At 68.9% G+C, this 20,739-nt stretch carries 18 protein-coding genes and 1 tRNA gene; 5 read left to right on the top strand and 14 right to left on the bottom strand.

From position 1 onward, the window contains the following. Positions 1-137 precede the first annotated feature (137 nt). Positions 138-1,481: a peptidoglycan-binding protein gene (locus AB0I94_RS12155; RefSeq protein WP_363309408.1), complete on the bottom strand. Its 1,344-nt coding sequence runs from the start codon at positions 1,479-1,481 to the stop codon at positions 138-140. Positions 1,482-1,760: 279 nt separating this feature from the next. On the opposite strand from AB0I94_RS12155, the gene AB0I94_RS12150 reads away from it, so the two are divergent. From AB0I94_RS12150 to AB0I94_RS12135, 4 genes are all read left to right on the top strand, one after another. Next, positions 1,761-1,834: transfer RNA gene (locus AB0I94_RS12150), tRNA-Lys, on the top strand. A 78-nt stretch (positions 1,835-1,912) separates the two neighbouring features. Then, positions 1,913-2,644, top strand: a complete 732-nt coding sequence (locus AB0I94_RS12145; RefSeq protein WP_363309407.1) for a FadR/GntR family transcriptional regulator — start codon at positions 1,913-1,915, stop codon at positions 2,642-2,644. A 301-nt stretch (positions 2,645-2,945) separates the two neighbouring features. After that, positions 2,946-4,922, top strand: coding sequence for a glycosyltransferase family 2 protein (locus AB0I94_RS12140; protein ID WP_363309406.1), 1,977 nt, complete (start codon positions 2,946-2,948; stop codon positions 4,920-4,922). After that, positions 4,919-6,859 carry a kelch motif-containing protein gene (locus AB0I94_RS12135; RefSeq protein ID WP_363309405.1) on the top strand — a complete coding sequence of 647 codons (1,941 nt, stop codon included), beginning with the start codon at positions 4,919-4,921 and terminating at the stop codon, positions 6,857-6,859. Before AB0I94_RS12140 ends, AB0I94_RS12135 begins: the two co-directional genes overlap by 4 nt. Before the next feature lie 120 nt (positions 6,860-6,979). Here AB0I94_RS12135 and AB0I94_RS12130 read toward each other — a convergent pair whose 3' ends face one another. Further along, positions 6,980-8,014 (bottom strand): glycoside hydrolase family 6 protein, encoded by a 1,035-nt coding sequence (locus tag AB0I94_RS12130; protein WP_363309404.1) that lies wholly within the window; start codon positions 8,012-8,014, stop codon positions 6,980-6,982. A gap of 161 nt (positions 8,015-8,175) precedes the next feature. On the opposite strand from AB0I94_RS12130, the gene AB0I94_RS12125 reads away from it, so the two are divergent. After that, positions 8,176-8,931, top strand: coding sequence for a GAF and ANTAR domain-containing protein (locus AB0I94_RS12125; RefSeq protein WP_363309403.1), 756 nt, complete (start codon positions 8,176-8,178; stop codon positions 8,929-8,931). A gap of 384 nt (positions 8,932-9,315) precedes the next feature. Here the strand turns inward: AB0I94_RS12125 and AB0I94_RS12120 are convergent, their stop codons facing one another. The 12 genes from AB0I94_RS12120 to AB0I94_RS12065 form a co-directional block, all read right to left on the bottom strand. Further along, a complete protein-coding gene (locus tag AB0I94_RS12120; protein ID WP_363309402.1) occupies positions 9,316-9,981 on the bottom strand; it encodes a class F sortase in 666 nt (221 codons plus the stop codon). A gap of 15 nt (positions 9,982-9,996) precedes the next feature. Continuing rightward, positions 9,997-10,515 carry a hypothetical protein gene (locus AB0I94_RS12115; protein ID WP_363309401.1) on the bottom strand — a complete coding sequence of 173 codons (519 nt, stop codon included), beginning with the start codon at positions 10,513-10,515 and terminating at the stop codon, positions 9,997-9,999. Positions 10,516-10,607: 92 nt separating this feature from the next. After that, the gene (locus AB0I94_RS12110) at positions 10,608-11,387 is read right to left on the bottom strand and encodes an HAD-IIA family hydrolase (RefSeq protein ID WP_363309400.1); all 780 of its coding nucleotides are present in this window, start codon (positions 11,385-11,387) and stop codon (positions 10,608-10,610) included. Positions 11,388-11,514: 127 nt separating this feature from the next. Beyond that, positions 11,515-12,513, bottom strand: a complete 999-nt coding sequence (locus AB0I94_RS12105) for a transposase (RefSeq protein WP_363309399.1) — start codon at positions 12,511-12,513, stop codon at positions 11,515-11,517. Between the two features lie 278 nt (positions 12,514-12,791). Beyond that, a complete protein-coding gene (locus tag AB0I94_RS12100) occupies positions 12,792-13,871 on the bottom strand; it encodes a 2-aminoethylphosphonate ABC transporter substrate-binding protein (RefSeq protein WP_363309398.1) in 1,080 nt (359 codons plus the stop codon). Positions 13,872-13,904: 33 nt separating this feature from the next. Then, on the bottom strand, positions 13,905-14,702 hold the full coding sequence (locus AB0I94_RS12095) for an ABC transporter permease subunit (RefSeq protein ID WP_363309396.1): 798 nt from the start codon (positions 14,700-14,702) through the stop codon (positions 13,905-13,907). After that, on the bottom strand, positions 14,689-15,561 hold the full coding sequence (locus AB0I94_RS12090; protein ID WP_363309395.1) for a 2-aminoethylphosphonate ABC transporter permease subunit: 873 nt from the start codon (positions 15,559-15,561) through the stop codon (positions 14,689-14,691). Before AB0I94_RS12090 ends, AB0I94_RS12095 begins: the two co-directional genes overlap by 14 nt. After that, positions 15,554-16,606, bottom strand: a complete 1,053-nt coding sequence (locus AB0I94_RS12085; RefSeq protein ID WP_363309394.1) for an ABC transporter ATP-binding protein — start codon at positions 16,604-16,606, stop codon at positions 15,554-15,556. The genes AB0I94_RS12090 and AB0I94_RS12085 overlap by 8 nt, the downstream gene beginning before the upstream one ends. Next, positions 16,603-17,307 (bottom strand): phosphonatase-like hydrolase, encoded by a 705-nt coding sequence (locus AB0I94_RS12080; RefSeq protein ID WP_363309393.1) that lies wholly within the window; start codon positions 17,305-17,307, stop codon positions 16,603-16,605. Before AB0I94_RS12080 ends, AB0I94_RS12085 begins: the two co-directional genes overlap by 4 nt. An 11-nt stretch (positions 17,308-17,318) precedes the next feature. Beyond that, complete coding sequence (locus tag AB0I94_RS12075) at positions 17,319-18,443, bottom strand: TIGR03364 family FAD-dependent oxidoreductase (protein ID WP_363309392.1); 1,125 nt, start codon at positions 18,441-18,443, stop codon at positions 17,319-17,321. Between the two features lie 134 nt (positions 18,444-18,577). Then, entirely contained in the window at positions 18,578-19,369 is a 792-nt protein-coding gene (locus tag AB0I94_RS12070; RefSeq protein WP_363309391.1) for a GntR family transcriptional regulator, read from the bottom strand. A 75-nt stretch (positions 19,370-19,444) separates the two neighbouring features. Continuing rightward, entirely contained in the window at positions 19,445-20,491 is a 1,047-nt protein-coding gene (locus tag AB0I94_RS12065) for a hypothetical protein (protein WP_363309390.1), read from the bottom strand. Positions 20,492-20,739: the final 248 nt, after the last annotated feature.

Here is a 20,739-nt window from a genome sequence, read left to right as displayed (position 1 = left end):
TCTGTGACATACGTAACCCGGTCACATCCGCGCCCCTGGCCCGACTCGTGCCCCGGTCACACCCGCAACCCGGTCAGCTTTCTGTCCGCGTCCCGGGCGGGCGGCCCCGCTCCTGCGGCTGACGCGACTCCTGCGGCTCACGCGAACAACCGCCGCCAGGTCTCGGGGCCCGGGTAGCCGTCGGCCGCCGCGCCCCGCCAGCCCTGCGCCCGCTGGAACGCCTCCACGTTGCGGCGATCGTTCTCGCTCCACCGCGGGCCCGGCCCACGCTCGTAGTGCTTGCCGAAGCCCTTCTTCACCAGCCGCCTGCCGAGCTGTTCGATCGACGGGCTCGACCCGCCGGGGCGGAACACTCCCCTGCCGGGATACGCGGGCACCCTGCCCTGGGTGGCGCCCGACTCGGCGCGTGGAATGTCGCGGCCCTTGCCCGTCATCAGGTACGACCAGGTCACCGGGCCCGGCAGGCCGTCCGCCTCGGAGCCGGTCCAGCCCTGCGCCCGCTGGAACGCCTGCGTGGCCGCGCGGTCCGCGCCGGTCCAGAGCGGTCCCGGCCCCGCCTTGTAGAAGCGGGCGCCGCCCCGGCCGACCAGCGCCTTGCCCAGCTGGGTGACGTACTTGTTGTCGGCGCCCGGACCGAACGACCCGGCACCGGGGTAAGGCGTTGCCGTGCCCGGACCCGAGCCGCCGGGGGTGCCGCTCTCCACCTCTTTGTAGCGGTACGGAAGATAGCGGCTCCCATTGCTCCAATAGGCATAGGGAGTCGTCTTCACACGGGTGTGCGGCCGGGTCTGTTCGTACGCCACGTATTGCGTCTGCGCCGCGTTCGCCCAGCCCCCGAAAATCGTCACGTGCGACCCCTTCTCGGGGTTCGCGGGATTATGGAAGAGAAGGATGTCGCCGGGTTGCAGCTGGCTCTTCGTGATACGGACCGCGAAGGACGAGAGGCTCCCCGTCCATTGGTTGCTGCCGAGATTCCAGGCCATGGAGACATAGCCCGAGCAGTCCTGCCGGTAACCGTCGGACCAGTACGCGCCCATGTCGTACGGCACCTTCGCCGCGACCCACTTCTTGGCGCGGGTAAGGATCTCGGTCCGCGTGATCGGCGCCGCCGACGCCGCGGGGCCCGGCGAACCCGACCCGCTCGGCGCCCCGTACAGCGGGCCGGTGTCGCCCTGCGGGGTGCCGGGGGCGGGCCCGGTTTCCGGGTCCTCGCCCGTCGGGGGCGCCGGCACCGTGCCCGGTGGCCCTACCGGGTGATGGCCGGCATGGGGGGCCGCCGCCACCGGAAGGACCTGGCCGCCGCCGAGCACGGTGCCCGCCGCCGCGGCGACCACGAGGGCGCGGCGCGCGCCGTGCGCCGCCGGGTGGCCGCCTTGCCGTACGGGGAGCGCGTGGGTCATGGCTCGTCGCCGTTGGATACATCCGGGGCAATCGCAGTCGCTCTCGGGCTCGAATTCCTCGAATACCGGAGCACCCTCCATGCGATTCCCCTCACACTCAGGGAAAGAATGCCTGCGTCGCATCTGCACAGTCGTCAGCTTCTCAACTGTCCGGTGATATCGCATGTTGACGGTCCGAATGATGGAGTCGCCCCGCATTCACGTCCCCGCCCGGCCCGCATTCACGTCCCCGCCCGGCCCGCATTCACGTCCCCGCCCGGCCGTCGGCCCCGCCCCGGGCAATGCCCGGCGGCGCCTGGGCGGCACCTCGGGTGGTCCGGAGCACCCTTCGGCATCCGGTAGAGTTCTCCAGGTCAGCAGGCGCCGCTAGCTCAGTTGGTTAGAGCAGCTGACTCTTAATCAGCGGGTCCGGGGTTCGAGTCCCTGGCGGCGCACAGACAGCGAAAGCCCTCCGTTCACGCGGGGGGCTTTCGTCATGCCGTCACCGGCGCGTTTACCGCTACCGTTGCGCCATGGCGCGCGACATACAGGAGCGGATCAAGAAGCTCATCATCGACCAGCGGCTGCCCTCCGGGGCCTCGCTGCCCACCGAGCCCGAGCTGATGGAACGCCTCGGCGTCAGCCGGAACTCTGTGCGAGAAGCCCTCAAGGCGCTGCAGGCGATGGGCATCGTGGAAATCCGGCACGGTTTCGGCACTTATGTCGGACCTATGTCGATGGCTCCCATGATCGAGGGCCTCACCTTCCGCACGGTGGCCGGCCACTACCGCGGCGAGGACAGCCTGCTCCAGCTCCTGGAGTTGCGGGAGGCCGTGGAGACCGGGCTCATCGCGCGCCTCGCGGGCCGCATCCCGGCCGTGGACCTGGCCGAACTCGACGCCCTCGTGGACCGCATGGACACCGAGGCGGCTCAGAACGACGACCGGAGCGGTCAGTCAGGTGCGGTGCACACCGAAACCGACCGAGCATTTCACGCCACTCTCTACCGCTGTCTGCGCAATCCGCTGCTCGGCGAGGTCCTGGAGGCGTTCTGGGACGCCTTCCACAACGTACGCACCGATCTGGTCGACGTCCCGCACGATCCCAAGGTCACCTGCCGCCAGCACCGGGAGATCCTCGACGCGGTCCGGTCCGGCGATGTTCTCCGAGCCGAGCGGGCGATACGGGAACACTTCGGTAATATTCGAACGCGATTGAGCGCTCCTGTCCCAACAGGCACCTCGAATCGCTCGTATGACCGGTAAACACCTTGTTTCGCTCTTGCGATCATGGCTAGGGGCGTAGAACCTTGTGCTGGATCCATTGGCTCCCATGGGGCAGGCGGTGCGGGGCAGTTGGGGGGCCCGACCGGCCGGAGCCACGGGGTGAGGGGCGGGGGCCCCTTTCACGATTGGATGTCGAGGGGGGCATCATGCAACCGGAAGGTGACTGTTCCATGTCTAAGGGGACGGTGGCCTGCCACTGATGCGTCCGTGAAGGTCGGGGGACCTGGCCGGACGGAAGGACCAACGAACACGCGGGCGACCGCGTGCGGGGGGATGACTCATGACGTCGACGCCGACGGGCGCCCGGCCGAACGACCCGTCAGAGACGACCCAGCTGCGGGTGCCATCGCACCGGACAGGCGGGTTCCGGCGTATCAAGAAGGCTCTGCCGCGATACGACTACGAGCACTACAGCCGTCTCGCGGGGCCGCTCACGCAGCCGGATCCGGCCAAGCCGTACAAGGTGCAGTACCGCTCCCTGCTCTCGCAGGAGCCGCACCGGATCAGAGCCGCGCTGATGCTGGGAGCGGCGCCGCTGCTCTCGCTCGTGCTGCTCGCCTGGCTGCTGCAGCCGACGCACTGGACGAAGCGTGACTACGTCGCGAACGACTGGCTGCCGACGCTCGACATCGTCATGCTCATATCCATCGGCCTGATCGAGTTCTTCCGCTGCATGAACGTGCTGTCGAACGCGCACGCCACGCTCGTAGCCCGTGACCCGATACCCGTGGTGCCCGAGACCGGCACCCGCGTCGCCTTCCTCACCTCCTTCGTGCCCGGCAAGGAACCCCTTGAGATGGTGACGAAGACGCTGGAGGCGGCCGTCAAGATCCGCCACCGCGGCCTCATGCACGTCTGGCTCCTCGACGAGGGCGACGACCCCGCCGTCAAGGAGGTCTGCCAGCGGCTCGGCGTGCACCACTTCTCCCGCAAGGGCGTGGCGAAGTGGAACATGAGCAAGGGCCCGCACCGCGCCAAGACCAAGCACGGCAACTACAACGCCTGGCTGGACGCGCACGGCGACGACTACGACTACTTCGCATCGGTCGACACCGACCACGTCCCGATGCCCAACTACCTCGAGCGGATGCTCGGCTTCTTCCGCGACGAGAACGTCGGCTTCGTCATCGGCCCGCAGGTCTACGGCAACTACGACAACTTCATCACCAAGGCCGCCGAGTCCCAGCAGTTCCTCTTCCACGCGCTGATCCAGCGCGCGGGCAACGCATACGGCTCCCCCATGTTCGTCGGCACGAGCAACGCCGTACGCATCAGCGCCCTGAAGCAGATCGGTGGTCTGTACGACTCGATCACCGAGGACATGGCGACCGGCTTCGAGATCCACCGCGCCACGAACCCGAAGACCGGCAAGAAGTGGAAGTCGGTCTACACCCCGGACGTGCTCGCGGTCGGTGAGGGCCCCAACGCCTGGACGGACTTCTTCACGCAGCAGCTTCGCTGGTCGCGCGGAACGTACGAGACCATCCTCAAGCAGTTCTGGAAGGCGCCGTTCTCGCTGCCGCCCGGCCGCTTCTTCAACTACACGATGATGGTCATCTTCTACCCGATGTCCGCCATGAACTGGATCCTGGCCGCGCTCTCCTGCGCGCTGTTCCTCGGCATGGGCGCATCGGGCGTGAACATCGACCCGACGATCTGGCTGATGCTGTACGGCAACGCCTCCGCGCTGCAGATCGGCCTCTACATCTGGAACCGCCGCCACAACGTCTCGCCGCACGAGCCCGAGGGCTCCGGCGGTATCGCGGGCATGGTGATGTCGGCCCTCTCCGCGCCGGTCTACGCACGCTCCCTGCTCGACGCCGTGCTGCGCCGCAAGAGCAAGTTCGTGGTGACTCCCAAGGGCGATTCGGCGAGCCCGGACACACTGTTCGGCACGTTCCGCATCCACCTGTTCTTCATCCTGGTCTTCGCCGGCTCGATGGCCGCCGCGTTCGTGTACGACCACGTCCACCCGGCGATGATCATCTGGGCCACGTTCGCCCTGCTGATCACGGCGGCGCCGATCTTCGCCTGGCGCTGGGGCATGCGACAGGACAAGAAGAAGCGCAAGTCCCAGCGGGGACCCGGAGCTTCGGGGCCGCCTTCCGGCGGCGGGGACCCGACAGTGCCGCAGCAGCGTGACGCCACGGCGGAACTGCCACAGGCGCACCAGCCGCCGCACGCGCCGCAGCAGAAGCCCAGCTGGGCAGCGAACGACCAGACCATGCAGATCGCCCTTGGGGGACGTAAGAAATGAAAGACCGTTCCAGCCGCCGCCGCGCCCGCCGCATCGCGATAGGCGCGGCGGTGGTCATAGCGCTGGCCGGGATGAACGGCCCGTGGCTGTGGCGCGTGGGGTCGGAGAAGTACCACGACTACAAGATCAACAAGCCGGAGTACAAGGCCGACAACGGCCACTGGCAGGTCGTGAACTTCCCCGAGGAGTACCGCCAGAACACGATCCACGCGGCGCTCCTGCACACCGGCAAGATCCTCCTGGTCGCGGGCTCCGGCAACAACCAGAAGAACTTCGACGCCAAGAAGTTCGACACCCGCCTGTGGGACCCGGTCAAGAACACCATCAAGAAGATCAAGACGCCCGTCGACCTCTTCTGCACCGGCCACACCCAGCTCGCCAACGGCAATCTGCTGATCGCGGGCGGCACGCAGCGCTACGAGAAGCTCAAGGGCGACATCACCAAGGCCGGCGGCCTGATGGTGGTGCACAACGAAGACCCGGACAAGCCGATCACGCTGCCCGCGGGCACGAAGTTCACCGGCAAGAAGAACGGCAAGACGTTCGTCTCCAAGGACCCGGTCGTCGTCGAGCGCGCCAAGAAGGTCTTCGACAAGCAGACCGGCGCGTTCGTACGCAACGATCCGGGCCTGGGCCGGGTGTACGTGGAGGCGCAGAAGAGCGGCACGAAGTACGAGACCGGCACGCAGGACAACTACCGCGTGCAGGGCCTCAAGGGCGCCGCCACCCGCAACACGTACGGCATCGCGCAGAAGCTCGCCCTGGACAAGAAGGACTTCCAGGGGATCAAGGACGCCTTCGAGTTCGACCCGGTCGCCGAGAAGTACATCAAGGTCGACCCGATGAACGAGGCGCGCTGGTACCCCACGCTGACCACGCTCTCGGACGGCAAGGTGCTCAGCCTCTCCGGCCTCGACGAGATCGGCCAGCTGGTCCCGGGCAAGAACGAGATCTACGACCCCAAGACCAAGAAGTGGACCTACACCAAGCAGGTCCGCCAGTTCCCCACGTACCCCGCCGTCTTCCAGCTGGAGAGCGGCAGGCTCTTCTACTCGGGGTCGAACGCGGGCTACGGCCCCGATGACGTCGGCCGCAAGCCCGGCACCTGGGACCTGGAGAAGAAGGGCAGCTGGAAGGGGATCCCGGGGATGAGCGACCCGAACCTCCTCGAGACCTCCAACACGGTCGAACTGCCGCCCGCGCAGGACCAGAAGTACATGGTCATCGGCGGCGGCGGTGTCGGCGAGTCCAAGAAGTCCAGCAAGAAGACCCGCATCGTCGACCTCCTGGACGACGACCCGAAGTTCGTCGACGGTCCCGAGCTGGAGAAGGGCACCCGCTACCCGCAGGCCTCGACCCTGCCCGACGACACGGTGCTCATATCCGGCGGCTCCGAGGACTACCGCGGTCGCAGTGACTCGAACATCAAGCAGGCGCGGATCTACGACGCCAAGACCGGCAACATGCGGCGGGTCGCGGACCCGGAGGTCGGCCGCAACTACCACTCGGGCTCGATCCTGCTGCCCGACGGCCGTGTGATGTTCTTCGGATCCGACTCGCTCTACTCCGACAAGGCCAACACCAAGCCCGGCGAGTTCGAGCAGCGCATCGAGATCTACACCCCGCCGTATCTGTACCAGGGCTCGCAGCCCACGCTCACCGGTGGCCCCGAGGAGATCAAGCGCGGCGGGTCGGGCACCTTCAAGACCCAGCACGCCTCATCGATCAAGACGGCCCGTCTGATCAGGCCGAGCGCGTCGACGCACGTCACCGACATCGACCAGACGTCCGTCGCCCTCGACCTGAAGAAGTCCGCGGGGGGCGTCACGGTGACGATCCCGAAGGAGAAGAGCCTGGTCGAGTCCGGCTGGTACATGCTGTTCGTGACGGACGACCAGGGCACGCCGAGCAAGGCCCAGTGGGTGCACGTTCCGTAGCTTTGCCGGGCGCTGAGCAGACGAAAAGCCGCAGCCGCATCTGCCGAGACATCTGGCAGATGCGGCTGCGGCTTTTCCGTGGTTGCTCGCGCAGTTCCCCGCGCCCCTGACGGGGCGCTGCTACTTGGCCGCCTCCGCCAGCTTCAAGGCGTACTCGGGCCACCACTCCCCCGCCTTGGGGCCACCCCGGCAAGTCCCGTCCGACTCACCGGGACGCTTGATCCAGAGGTACGCGTCGACGAGCGGGTCGCCCGTCTTGGTGGTGGGCGCCTCGCCGAGCGCGCGGCCCGGCGGATTGCACCAGGTGTCCTTGCCCTTGGTGTACGGGCCGTTGCCGTTGCGCGCGGTGTCGATGACGAACGGCTTGTTGCCGATCTTCGCCGAGAGCTTCTTGCCGAACTCCGTGCTGGCCTCGGTGGTCTGGAAGTTCGAGACGTTGACGGAGAAGCCGTCGGCCTGCTCGACGCCCGACCACTTCAGGGGCTCCCAGAGCGAGTCCGGGTTCTTCCAGCCCGCGTTGCCCGCGTCCAGGTACACCTTCGTGTTCTTCAGGGACTTGAGCTTCTCGATGGCGCCTTTGAGCAGGTCGTAACGCTCTTCGTGGAACTCCTCCGGCGTGCAGTTGTCGACCATGTGGAGCACGGCGTCCGGCTCCAGGATGACTGTCGTCCTGCGGTCGCCGATGCCCTTGGCGACCTGGTCGATGAACTTTCGGTATTCGTTGCCGTCGGCCGCGCCGCCGCCCGAGTACTGGCCGCAGTCGCGGTGCGGAATGTTGTAGAGGACCAACAGGGCGTCCCTGTCGGCCTTCTCGGCGGCCTCGGTGAAGCCGCGCGTCTGGTCCTCCGCGTTCTCGGGGATGATCCATTCCGCGACCGGCTGTTCGGCGATCTTCCGGATGAGTCCGGCGTCGTCCTTCTTGCCGTCCTTCTCGTACGAGGCGACCTGCTTGGCCGCGTTGCCCTCCGGGTTGACCCAGTACGGGTCGGAGCCCTTGGGCTGCTGCTTGACCGGCTGCCCCGAAGACTCCTCCTCGCCCGAGCCGTCACCGGAGGAGCACCCCGACAACAGCAGCGCAGCCCCCGCAAACGCCGCCGCAGCCTTCACCCCCCGGGCCGCGATCCGATGACCGCGGCCGGTGCCTTTGTGGTACATCCACTCCCCCTAGGGTGCACTGTCCGATTCTCAATCCTGACATACGCACTCCCGGCTCACGAGGCCCGCCCGTCGGCTGCGGACACCTGTTGGAGAGCTGTTACAGCTCGGCGGCCGGGGGTAGGCGCACTGAGCGGGGCGGAGCTCATGGGGAGGAGACCATGCGGGATCGCACCCCTGAACTACGGCTGGCCCGAGTCCTGGTGGAGACCACAAACACCCTGGACGACAACTTCGACCCGGAGCGCTATCTGAGCCGGGTGGCGGGACACTGCGTGGAGCTGCTCGACGCGTCCGCCGTCGGCGTCATCTTCGGCGGCGCGGACTCACCCGCGTTCGCCGCCGGCGGGCACCCCCGCGACCTCGCGCTCGGCCTCCTCGGGGCGCAGCAGGGCGGTGGGCCCTGCGTGGAAAGCCTCGGTACGGGGCGTCCGGTGCCGCCGGCGTGCCTCGCGGCGGACGAACGCAAGGAACGCTGGCCGGAGTTCACCGCGTTGGCGCGACGCCACGGGATCGGGACGACATACGCGGTTCCGCTGCGGCAGCGCCAGACCCTGCTCGGGGCGCTCAACGTCTTCGTGCCCGAGACCTCCCCGGGTCCGTGCGCCGACAGCGAGATGCCACTCGCGCAGGCGATCGCCGACGCCACCGCGGTGGGCCTGTACAACCACCGTGCCTACACCGAGTACCGAACCCTCGCCGCACAGCTCCAGACCGCTCTGACCAGCCGCATCCGCATCGAACAGGCCAAGGGCATCCTTGCCGAGCGCTGGCACACCGGATTGGACGAGGCCTTCGACGCGCTGCGGCGGTACGCGCGTAGAGAACGCCTGGTCATGGACCTGGTCGCGACCGAGGTGATCAAGGGATCGCTCGACGACGCCTCGCTGCGCGGGGGTTGGTCCGAACCTTCCTGAAGGTCATCCCGAGAGCCACCGTCACCTGCGGGGATCACGGAGAGGAAGCGGTTCACGACTTGGCGTCAATCCACCCCTAGGCTCCGGCGCTCATCCGTTCTAGAGTCGTCATTACGGCCCAAGCCCCCGGCCTGATCGCCCATCCCGCACAGCGGGGTTGGCCTTCGAACCTCCCGCGCCGGCGCCGGGTTACTCCCGCAACCCGTGCGCGCGCGGTCGAGGACCAGCCCGGTCGACGGCTCCGGGGGGAGCGGGCCGCCGACCGGGCCAGGTTGTCCCGACCCGTAGTCAGGCTGGTGCCACCACGGCGCGAGCGCGGCGGGAGTGTGCTCGCGCCGCGGCGCGCGCCCCTCCCACGGCGCCCCCCCCTTCCACTGCGTCCCCCTACGGCCCCACCCCGGTGAGGTAGGCGGACACCACCACGTTCGCCGAGTACGTCCTGGTCTCCCGGTCGAAGGTGCCGCCGCACGTGATCAGCCGGAGTTCGGCGCGGCCCTCCACGTGCGGGCCGTACGCCTTCTTCGCGTCGAAGCGGTCCCTGCCGATGACCTGGACGTCGTCCACCGTGAACTCGGCGACCGAGCCGTCGTCCCGGGTGACCTGGATCTTCTCGCCCGGACGCACCGCGCTGAGGTCGTAGAAGACCGCGGGGCGTGTCTCGGTGTCGACGTGGCCCACGAACAGGGACGTGCCCGCCGCTCCGGGGCGCGTCCCGCCGCCGTACCAGCCGACGGAGTCCGCCTGTTCGAAGGGCGGCGGATCGATGGCGCCGTCCCGGTCGAGCCCCCGGGTGATCACGGGCGCCCGTACCCTCAGCGAGGGAACGTCGACACGCTGCGGTCTCGCGGCGTCCAAGGGCTCGTGCGCGTCCGGGAGTTCGACGGCGAACGGTCGGCCCACCGCCGCCACGTCTCCGTTCGTGGGCTCCGAGACGCCACCGCGTACGTCGGTGTTCTCGCTGCCCCACAGCCAGAGCCCGACAAGCACCAGCGCCCAGGCGACACCGGTCAGGAACCGCCCGTGCCCCGTCGACCCCTCATGGTCCGACATGTCGGTCGTCGCCCGTCACTCGGAGCGGCGTCGGCGGACGCTGCGGATCGCCACGGCCACGGCCGCCACGCCCGCGAGCACCAGGCCGATCACCGCGTGCCGGGTGCCGGGGCCCGCCTCCTCGGCGTGCGCGGCCAGCCGTGCGGTGCCGCCGCCGCCCGCGCGGACCGGCGAGACGGGCTCGGAGCGGTGCTGGACGACCTCCACGGTGCCCACGGCCTGGTGGGGGTGGCCGTCGCAGATGACCGTCACGTCGTACGTGCCGCTGACGCCGCCGCGCAGCGTGGCGGAGCCGTTCAACGAGTTCTTGCCGCCGTCCCTGCCGGTGAGCTTCGCGTCGCCGGAGAACGCCCCGGAGCCCGCGGACCCGGTCGTCCCCTCACAGCCCGCGACGCTGATCTCCACCCTGGCCCCGGACGCGGCGCTGGCCGGCGTGACGGTGGCGCGCACCCTGCCCTCGTCGTGGGCGTGTGCGGGAGCCGTGGCGGCAAGGGGGAACGCGGCGAGGACAGCGGCCCCGGCTATACCACGCACGGTGAGTGATCCTCTACGCATCGTGAACCTCCTGTTCCGAGGTTCACGCGCGTTCGCGGCTCACGCCTGCCGTGTGCGGCAAACGGGTGACGTCACACGCGTTCGACCAGGTCAGCGATGGAGTCCACGATGTTGGACGGCCGGAAGGGGTGCTGGTCGATGTCCTTCCGGGACGTCAGGCCCGTGAGGACGAGGAACGTCTCCATCCCGGCCTCGAGACCGGCGAGGATGTCCGTGTCCATGCGGTCGCCGATCATGGCGCTGGTCTCGGAGTGCGCGCCGATGGCGTTCAGGCCGGTCCGCATCATCAGCGGGTTCGGCTTGCCCGCGAAGTACGGGTTCTTGCCGGTCGCCTTGGTGATCAGTGCCGCGACGGCCCCGGTGGCGGGCAGCGGTCCCTCCATGGAGGGTCCGGTCTCGTCGGGGTTGGTGCAGATGAAGCGGGCTCCGCCGTTGATGAGACGCACGGCCTTGGTCATGGCCTCGAAGGAGTACGTACGGGTCTCGCCGAGCACCACGTAGTCGGGGTCGTGGTCGGTGAGGACGTACCCGATGTCGTGCAGGGCGGTGGTGAGGCCCGCCTCGCCGATGACGTACGCCGTGCCGCCGGGGCGCTGGTCGTCGAGGAACTTCGCGGTGGCGAGCGCCGAGGTCCAGATGTTCTCGACGGGTACTTCGAGGCCCATGCGGTTCAGCCGGGCCTGGAGGTCGCGCGCGGTGTAGATCGAGTTGTTCGTCAGGACCAGGAAGGGCTTGCCGGAGTCACGGAGCCTCTTGATGAAGGAGTCCGCGCCGGGGATCGGAACGCCCTCGTGGATGAGCACGCCGTCCATGTCGGTGAGCCACGATTCGATGGGCTTGCGCTCTGCCATGGGGTGCACTCCTGCGGTGTACGGGTTGGCTGGGGCGCCGGGACAGCGCTGTGCCGACGCCCCCACCCTAGTGACGTTCCTCCCTACGGCTATGGCCGAGGGATTCCAACCTCGACGTCGAGGTTGCTCATGGCTGGGTTACCCCAGCTGTCGGTTGGCGCTTCACGGACCGGGCATCCCCGAGGTCTCCACGCCCTGTGACCCATATGTCCACGGGCCAATGTGTTCTCCGCCCCCACCAGGTCGGCGTGCTCCCGGTATCCGCAGGAGGTGCACGCAAACCGTGCCACCCCTTGTCGAGGATGGCACGGTTCAGGCCGGCCTTCTGCTTCACGTTCGTACCGGGTGCGGCCGCTACTCCCGCAGCAGAGGCAGTCATGTTCACGGTGTTCAGCGCTTCGAGAACCACCAAGGCGTTGCCGTCCACGATCCGGTGTGCTGTCTTGGCATGAAAGTCCCGGCGGCGATTGCGTACTCGGCGCATGATGACGCCGAGCTTGGCCGCGCGTGCTTTACGGCGTATCGACCCTTTACGCGTTCGGGCGAGCTGCTGCATCAGCCGGCGGCATCGTTCTGCTTCACCAGGCCTGATGAACGCCCGGTCGAAGAAGCGGCCATCGGATGTGACGGCGAGAGCGGCCACCCCGCGGTCCACACCCACACGGCCTCGCTCCAACGACACGGTGCGCTCAGGCTCGCCCGTCTCGACGAGGAACGAGATGTACCAGTGCCCACCGTCCCTGCTGACGGTTGCCGACCTGACCGCGCCGTCCAACGGACGGGTCCACCGAAACTTCACCCAACCGATTTTCGGTAGCTTTGCCCGGGCCCATTTGCGGTTCACACGTTCCACAGCGATCTGCCGCGGATCGGGAAATCGGAACGACGGGCGCCACCGGCTCTTGACCCTCCACCGCACGTTGAACGTCCCGTGATCCTGACACGCCTTGTCGAGGTCGCGGAGCGTCTGCTGGAGAACGTGCGAGGGCGCGACGGCAAGCCACGGGTGCGCGAGCTTGGCCTCGGCCAGCTCAGCCGCCTGCGGCGAATAATTCATCCACGCGCCTCGCCGCCGGTACTCACGGCGCTGCTCAAGTGCCGTGTTCCATACCGCCCGGCAGAGCACTCCATTCGAACTAACGAACCGCAGCCGGATGGGTTACGCGACGCCATGGCGGGTGTACGGCGACAGCGAGGAAGCCCACCGCGACGGCGGCGGTGGAGACGAGGAGCGAGCGGCGGGATATGCCGCGCGACGACACGTGATCCTCCGAGGTTCGCAGGGGGTCGGCGTTCGTGAGGGGCGGGCGCACGCCAACGCCCCTGGAGGACCAGGGACGTTGGGTCCATACCCGTTATCTTTTCGCTACCGAACACCTCGGGCCAAGGGTGCGGCGGTGAACTTCAGCTACCGGTCGCCGACTTCCAGTCCTCGACGTACGCCTGGAGGTTCTCGGAGATGTCGGCCCAGTCGGGCTCGAAGACCTCGACCCCGTCGACGATCTTGTCGAGCGCGACCGCGTCGGGGTCGGTGGCCTTGATGTCCTTGCGCGCCGCGAAGCCGCCGCCGATCTCGCTGACCTGCTGCTGGGCCTTCTGGCTGAGCAGGTAGTCCAGGAACTTCTTGGCGTTGGCGTTGTGCGGGGCCTTGTTGACCAGGCCGGCGGCGTAGGGCAGCGCGAACGTGGTGGGCTTGCCCCCCTCCTTCGCCGGGAACCAGATGCCGAGGTTCGGCATGTCCTTGGACTGGGCGTAGTTCATCTGGACGTCACCGTTGGCGGCGAGGAGTTCGCCCTTGTCGACCTTGGGGGCGAGCTTGCCGGTGGAGGCGGAAGGGCCGACGTTGTTCGTCTGGAGCTTCTTCAGGTAATCCATGGCGGGCTTCTTGCCGCCGAAGTCGTGCATCGCCTTGATGAGCACGGCGGTGCCGTCACCCGCGACACCGGGCGTGGAGTACTGCACCTTGTCCTTGTACGAGGGGTCGGTGAGGTCCTCCCAGGTCTTGGGGGCCTTGGAGCCGCCGAGCTCCTTCTTGTTGTAGATGAAGCCGAAGTAGTTGTTCACGACGGAGGTCCACTTGCCGTCGGCTGCCTTGTCGGCGCCGTCGACCTGTTCGGAGCCCTTGGGCTTGTAGGCCTGGAGCAGGCCCTTGTCGTCGGCCTGCTGGATGAACGGCGGCAGGGTGATGATGACGTCGGCCTGCGTGTTGGACTTCTCGCGGACGGCGCGCTGCACCATCTCGCCGGAGCCGCCCTCCACGTAGTTCACCTTGATGCCGGTCTTCTTCTCGAAGTCCTTGAAGACCTGGTCGTACCAGCCGTCGCCGTTCTCGCCCTTGAGGCCGTCGGCGCTGTAGACGGTGACCTCCTTGGCGTCGGACGCGGAGGATTCGCCGCCGCACGCGGTGAGGGAGCCTGCGAGGACGAGGCTGCCGGAGACGGCGGCGAGCGTGCGGGTGCGGGTACGGGTGGTGTGACGCGACATGACGTTTCGTACTCCTTCGGGGAGGGTTCGGGCTCAGCGGTAAGAGGCGCGGGTGCGGATGCGGGAGACCCCGAAGAGGACGAGCAGCGTGGCCGCCATCAGGACCACCGCGACGGCGGCACCGGTGAAGAGGGAGCCTCGGTCCGTGGCCGCGTAGATCCGCACGGGCAGCGGCATCCAGTCCGGCGGGTAGAGCATCATCGTGGCGCTCAACTCGCCCATGGAGAGCGCGAAGCAGAGGCCCGCTGCCGCGTTGAGCGACGGCAGCAGGAGCGGCAGCCTCACCTTCCACAGGACGTACGAGGGCCGGGCGCCGAGCGATGCGGCGGCCTGTTCGTACGCCGGGTCGAGCCGGACGATGGCAGCCGAAACCGACTGGTAGGCGAACGCCGTGACAAGAATGGTGTGCGCGAGGATCACGATCCAGCGCGTGCCGTTGAGGATCATCGGCGGCTTGCTGAACGCCACGAGGACCGCGAGCCCGACGACGACGGAGGGCACGGCGACCGGCAGCATGAAGAGGGTGTCGAGCAGGCGCTTGCCCCTCTTCTTCAGCGAGGCGGCGGCGAGCGCGGCCCAGGACCCGACGGTCAGCGCGAGCAGGCTCGCACCGACGGCGGTGACCAGACTGGTGGTGAGCGCCTTGAGCGATTCCCCGCGGGTGGCGGACTCGTAGTGCCCCGTGGTGAATCCGGAGGGGAACGCGCCGGACCAGTGCGAGGAGAACGAGGCCGCCAGGATCACGAGAAGGGGAAGCGCGAAGAGCGGCAGGAAGAAGACGAGGAAGAGAACCCAGGTGGCCCATTTCCCCTTGCGGCTATGCACCAACACGACGGCTCACCACCCGGTAGAGGCTGTAAAGACCCACGGAGATCGCGATGTTGACCACGGCGACGACACAGGCCGCCGGGTAGTCGGATTCGAGGATGGCCTTGCTGTACACGAGCATGGGGAGCGTCGTGACCCCCTTGGCACCGGTGAAGAGCACGATCCCGAATTCGTTCAGACACATGACGAGTACGAGGCTGCCGCCCGCGGCGAGGGCGGGCAGCGCCTCGGGCAGGATGACCCGCCGGATGACGCGGCCGGGCTTCGCGCCGAGGCTCGACGCCACTTCCAGCTGCGCGGTGTCGATCTGCGAGAACGCGGCGAGCAGGGGGCGCATCACGAAGGGCGTGAAGTACGTGATCTCCGCGAGGAGCACGCCCCACGGAGTGGTCAGGAACTGGAACGGCCCTTCGGCGGCGCCGGTCGCGTCCGTCCACATTCCGTTGGCCATGCCCTTGGTGCCGTAGAGGAACAACAGGGCGAGGGTGATGAGGAAGGACGGAAAGGAGAGAAAGACGTCGATGAACCTGGCGACGGCTTTTCCTCCCGGGAACGGCACAAAGGCGATGACCAGCGCGAGCGCGAACCCGAGCACGAGACACCCGACGGTGGACCCGACAGCCAGCCACACGGTGGTCCCGAGCGCCTCCCGGAACGCTTCGGAGGCGAAGACGTCGGAGTACGGCTGGAGGGAGGTCCCTCCGGTATCGGGCTGAACGGACTGCTGGACGACGAGGGCGAGGGGGTAGAGGAAGAAGAGGGCGAGCAGAGCGATGGGGGGCAGGGCCCACACCCACCGCGGCACCTTCAGGGGCCGCTTGTCCTTCCGCGCGTGGGGCGCGGTCAGCGTGGCGCTAACCATCGGTCACCCCACCGGACAGCAGCACCGCGTCTTCCGGCGCGAAATGCAGCGTGACCTCTTCACCGATACCGGGCGGAGTCCGAAGCTCCCGGAGGTCCGCCTTCACCCGCTGCCCACCGACATCCACGTACAGCCGATGGGTGGCCCCCCGCCACTGCACCTCGGCGACACGGCCCGTCAGGGCGTTGGGGCCATCCCCCAGACCGACCAGATGCGGTCGCACGCACAACGTGGCAGTCGCACCAGCAGCCGCCTCGCCGGTGTCGATCTTGAGCGACGTCCCGGCGAAAGTGACGCCCTCGTCGGCGACAGCCACCGGCAGCAAATTCGCGTTCCCTACAAAAGAGGCCGTGAATTCGGTCCGAGGCGCCCGGTAAAGCTCCTGCGGAGTCCCGCAGTCCCGCAACCGCGCCTTGTCCATGACGGCGATCCGATCCGCCAGGGTCAAAGCCTCCACCTGGTCATGGGTGACGTACAGGATCGAGACGTCCGGCAACTCCCGGTGCAGCCGGGCCAGTTCGCCCAGCATCCCCGATCGCAACTGCGCGTCGAGCGCGGAAAGCGGCTCGTCCAGCAGGAGCACCCCCGGCCGGATGGCCAACGCCCGCGCGATAGCAACCCGTTGCTGCTGACCGCCGGAGAGCTCACGGGGAAACCGCTTGGCGTACGAGGCCATCCCCGTCATCTCGAGCGCATCGGCGACGCGCCCCGGAATCTCGGACTTGGCGACCTTCTGCGCCTTCATGCCGAAGGCGACGTTCTCCTCGACCCGCATGTGCGGGAAGAGGGCGTACTGCTGGACGACCATCCCGATGCCCCGCTGGTGCGGCGGAAGACCGGTGACGTCGCGATCCCCGATGAACACCCGCCCGGAAGCGGGCCGCACGAACCCGGCGACGGCCCGCAGCGCGGTCGTCTTGCCGGAGCCGGACGGGCCGAGCAGCGCCATGACCTCGCCGGGCTCGACGGTCAGGTCGAACGAGTCGAGGACCGTGTTCTTGCCGTAGGCGACCGATACGCGATCGAAGCGGATGCCACTGCTCATCCCTCGACGCCCCTGAGCACAGCGGGCAGTTCGGCGACCGACCCGAGTACGTGCGTGGCTCCGGCAGCCCGCAGCGCCTCCCCGTCGTGCGCCCCGGTCAGCACCCCGGCGACGACCGAGGCGCCGGAACGTACTCCGCTGAGCATGTCGTACGCCGTGTCGCCCGCGACGGCGATGTCCCGCACCCCGTCCACGGCCCCCGTCCGCAGGAAGGCGCTCAGCACCATGTCGGGGTAGGGCCGCCCGCGGCCCCCCGCGTCGGCGGGGCACAGCGTCAGCTCGACCAGGTCACGCCAGCCAAGGGCGTCCAGGATGGCGTCCTGCGTGACCCGGGCGAACCCGGTGGTGAGCACCACGGTCCGCCCCTCGCCCCGCAGCTCCTCGATGGCCTCACGGGCCCCGGCGATCGGCGCGATCCTGCCCCCGTCGACCAGCTCCCCGTACGCCTTCTCGAAGGCGACGTTGGCCCGCTGGGCGAGCGCCTCCTCGCCGAACAGGTACCGGAATACGGAGATCTTGGATTCGCCCATGGTGGCGCGTACGTAGGCCAGCTTCTCGGCGTGATCGGCCGAGCCCGGCTCGACGCCGAGTTCCCGCGCGGCGGCGGCGAAGGCCTGCTCGACGAGGCCTCCGTCCGCGACGGTGGTACCGGCCATGTCGAGGACGACAAGCCCACAGCGCGTGTCCGATGTGTTCGTCATGTTCAACTCCCTCACCATCCCAGCTCGTCGGCGGTCTGCTCCGCGATCGCGGGCGAACACGTCATGCCGCGCCCGCCGGGCCCGGTGACCAGCCAGACGCCCTCGCGGACCTGCTGGCGGTGCACGACGCGGGACGTGTCGACGCACTGCGCGTACACCCCGGCCCAGCGCCGCCTGATCTTCGGCAACGGGCGGCCGAGGAAGCCCTCGACGACTTCGGTCAGGTGGTCGTAGGGGTCTTCGAGAGTGTCGAAGGCGAAGGGGTGCTCGTACTCGTGGGTGTCGCCGATGGTCAGGCCGCCGTCCTTGCGCTGCACCATCAGGAGCTGCATCTTGTGCTCGGCGGCGGTCGGCGTCTGCGCCTGCCCGGCGTTGAGCGCGTCGAGGGCGTCCGACTTGTACGCGGGGTAGTAGCGGAAGCTGTCCGCGTCGGCGACGGAGGTGGTGAGCGCCTCACCGAGGTCTTCCGTCTGCATCATCTGGAGCCGGACACGGCGCACGGGCAGGTCGGGCCCCGCCAGTTCGCGGACGAGGCCACCGAGCCAGGCGCCAGTGGCGAGCACGACGACATCACCGGTGTGTACGTCACCGTGGTCGTCCCGCACCGCGTTCTCGCCGACGACTTCGCGGACCTCGCGGCCGGGCAGGAAGGTGTAGCGGGGCGAGGCCAGAAGTGCTTCCCGCAGCCGGAGTTGAGCGGTCCGGGGCTCCACGGCCGCGTCCCGCTCGCACCACAGTCCCGCGATGAAGTCGCCCCGCAGCGCCGGATTGAGGGCGCGGGCCTCACCGGCGTCGAGCAGCTTGTAGCCGCGGGCCGCCGCGTCGGCGCGGGTGAGGGCGGCCTCGGCGACGGCGCGCTCCCGTTCGTTGCGCACGAGGGTGAGGGAGCCGTTGGCCCGGAAGCCGATGCCCTCCACCCGCGCGCCTATCTCCTCCCACAGCTCACGGGCCCGAAGGGCGGTGTCCAGCTCCTCGCCCCCGGCGCGACCGCTCACCCATATCTGCCCGAAGTTGCGCAGCGAGGCCCCGCGGGCCTCGCTCTCGCGCTCGATCTGTACGACCTCGTGGCCGCGTTCCACTGCGTGCCAGGCGTGCATGGTTCCCACCACGCCGGCTCCTACGACGATGACTCTCACGGCGGCAACGCTCCTGGGGACGAGTGACCCACCGCGGTCCTGGCGGCAACGGGATGGTGAACGGGCACCCAAACTTGGCCTAGACCCGTTACCTTCTCGTTACCGATCTCCTCGGTGAAGGGCCGGTCGGTGGGTCAGCCGCCGTTGCCCAGGTGCGTGGTGAACGAGAACCGGTCGCCGCGGTAGAGGGTGCGGACCCGCTCCAAGGGGTGCCCGGAGGTGTCCCGCGAGACGCGGTGGATCAGCAGCATGGGCAGCGCGGGAGGGGTGCCGATCAGGAGGGCCTCGCGGGGGGTCGCGAGGACGGTCTCGATGCGTTCGTCGGCGTCACCGAAGGAGATGCCGAGCTGGTCGCGGAGGTAGGCGTAGAACGAGGAGTCGGGCTCGAACTCCCGGTCGAGGGCGGGCACGCGGGCAACGGCGACGTACGTACTTTCGAGCCCCACGCGCTCGTCGTCCGCGAGCAGCACGCGCTCCATGTGCCAGACGGGCTCCCCTTGCTCGACCCCGATCTCGGCGGCGAGGGCTTCGGGGGCGGGGAACCGGTCGAGGGAGATGAGATTTCGCCCGGGGGTACGCCCCTGCCGCCGTACGCCCTCCGTATAGCTCGCGAGGGACAGCGGCTGCTCCAGTTTGGGGCCCGCGACGACGGTGCCGCGCCCTTGCCTGCGCAACCGGCCTTCCAGCAACAACTCACGCAACGCCTGCCGCACGGTCTCCCGCGCGACCTCGAACCGCAGGGCGAGGTCGCGCTCGGTCGGCAGCGGCTGCCCGTCCCCCAACTCCTCTATCAGGGAGGCGATCCTGGCCTTCACCGCGTAGTACTTCGGGATGCGGCCGTGCTCGGGGATGCCGGAGCGGATGGGGGCGCCGGGGGCCTGGTCGAGCAGGTGGGCGGGAGGCTGCGGGGAGTTCGGGTTGTCCACTCGGGGATGTTCGCAGACGTACGTGAACTGGAAGGTGAACGGAGGGTGCGGCGGGGGAGCTCGGGGCGCGGGGGCTCAGCGCCTACGGACGGCCCGCAGCCGCCGGGTCCCTACGACGAGGGCCCAGCCCCCGGCGAACAGCGAACCGGCGATGGCACCGGCGCCGAGCAGGGTCCCGGGTCCTGTGGCGGCGAGTTCATGGGCTTCGTCCGCGTACGAGGACCCTCCGGCGTCGGAGCGCTCACGGCCGCCGTCACGGCCGCCGTCGCCCGCGCCGGTTTCGCCGCTGTCGGCACCGGCGCCGTCACTGTCGCCGGCACCGTCACCCTCGCCGTCATCGATGCCGAACGGATAGTCCTCGGACTCGCCCACCCAGTCACCGTCGTCGGCGCGGCGCTGGACGACGGCGGCCGAGATGACGGCGTGCTCGGAACGGGCGTCGGAGGTGAAGGAGAGCCGCACCTTGACGGTGAGGGTCCGTCCCGCCTTGACCGTGAACCCGGGGAATCCGTGGTCGAAGACGCCGACGTTCTCGTCCCGGTCGGTCCGCTCGAACCCGACGGGCCGCCAGCGCGTGCCGTCGTGGAACTCCAACTGGACCTGGCGGGGGCGCAACTCGCGCTCCTTGTCGACGATGACGACGACCGGGTGGATGTTGCCGCAGGTGCCGCGGGTGGTGTTGGCCAGCTCGACGGACCAGCGCCGGTAGCCACCCCCGGCCTCGTAGGAGGCGGGCCCTCCACGAATCCGCGTCCCGATGGGAAAGTCCTCGCCGTCGGAGTCGGAGCAGGTGGGCGGCCGGGCCGCGGCGGGCGGCCGCCGTCCGGGGGCGGCAGCGAGGGGAAGTTGAGCGGGGGGGAGTTGAGCTGCGGGGGGCGGGGCTGCGGGAGGTTGAGCTGCGGGAGGTTGAGCCGCAGGAGGCGGAGCTGCAGGAGCTTGAGCCGGTACCGCCCGCTGTCCGGAACGGGCAACCACCGCGTCACTCGGCATAAGCCCTTCGGCGGCAGTCACCGTGTCACTCGGCATGAACCCTTCGGCGGCAGCCACCGGAACCGCCCCGGAGGCGAGGGCGGCGGCGATGACAGCGGTGATGCCGGGGGCGAGAGAGCGGCGGAGTCGCATGCGGGGCCTTTGCTGAGCGCGGATGGGCGAGAGCGGGGGCGGAGGCGTGAGCGGCGGCCGTATGACGGGGATCATGGCCCGCGAGATTGCCACGCCTCCCCGCCTTCCTCGGCCACGCCACAACCCCGTACGCCCGACTGGACCCCGCAAGTCCGCCCTATCAGCCGACTTTCGGTTAATCGGGGTTTCCGGGGAGGAGAGCCGCAGCTTCAGCCACTCGGGAATCGCAGGTTCAGCCCCAGATGCGG

Origin of the sequence: Streptomyces sp. NPDC050147 (assembly GCF_040660195.1) — a bacterium.
Lineage (GTDB): Bacteria > Actinomycetota > Actinomycetes > Streptomycetales > Streptomycetaceae > Streptomyces.
This window is presented reverse-complemented; position numbering and strand designations above follow the sequence as displayed.

Coding starts and splice junctions, on each gene's coding strand:
- AB0I94_RS12140 (WP_363309406.1), top strand. CDS start 2,946: ATGACGTCGACGCCGACGGGCGCCCGGCCGAACGACCCGTCAGAGACG.
- AB0I94_RS12085 (WP_363309394.1), bottom strand. CDS start 16,606: ATGAGCAGTGGCATCCGCTTCGATCGCGTATCGGTCGCCTACGGCAAG.
- AB0I94_RS12145 (WP_363309407.1), top strand. CDS start 1,913: ATGGCGCGCGACATACAGGAGCGGATCAAGAAGCTCATCATCGACCAG.
- AB0I94_RS12120 (WP_363309402.1), bottom strand. CDS start 9,981: ATGTCGGACCATGAGGGGTCGACGGGGCACGGGCGGTTCCTGACCGGT.
- AB0I94_RS12135 (WP_363309405.1), top strand. CDS start 4,919: ATGAAAGACCGTTCCAGCCGCCGCCGCGCCCGCCGCATCGCGATAGGC.
- AB0I94_RS12155 (WP_363309408.1), bottom strand. CDS start 1,481: ATGGAGGGTGCTCCGGTATTCGAGGAATTCGAGCCCGAGAGCGACTGC.
- AB0I94_RS12100 (WP_363309398.1), bottom strand. CDS start 13,871: ATGTCGCGTCACACCACCCGTACCCGCACCCGCACGCTCGCCGCCGTC.
- AB0I94_RS12065 (WP_363309390.1), bottom strand. CDS start 20,491: ATGCGACTCCGCCGCTCTCTCGCCCCCGGCATCACCGCTGTCATCGCC.
- AB0I94_RS12090 (WP_363309395.1), bottom strand. CDS start 15,561: ATGGTTAGCGCCACGCTGACCGCGCCCCACGCGCGGAAGGACAAGCGG.
- AB0I94_RS12130 (WP_363309404.1), bottom strand. CDS start 8,014: ATGTACCACAAAGGCACCGGCCGCGGTCATCGGATCGCGGCCCGGGGG.
- AB0I94_RS12110 (WP_363309400.1), bottom strand. CDS start 11,387: ATGGCAGAGCGCAAGCCCATCGAATCGTGGCTCACCGACATGGACGGC.
- AB0I94_RS12080 (WP_363309393.1), bottom strand. CDS start 17,307: ATGACGAACACATCGGACACGCGCTGTGGGCTTGTCGTCCTCGACATG.
- AB0I94_RS12125 (WP_363309403.1), top strand. CDS start 8,176: ATGCGGGATCGCACCCCTGAACTACGGCTGGCCCGAGTCCTGGTGGAG.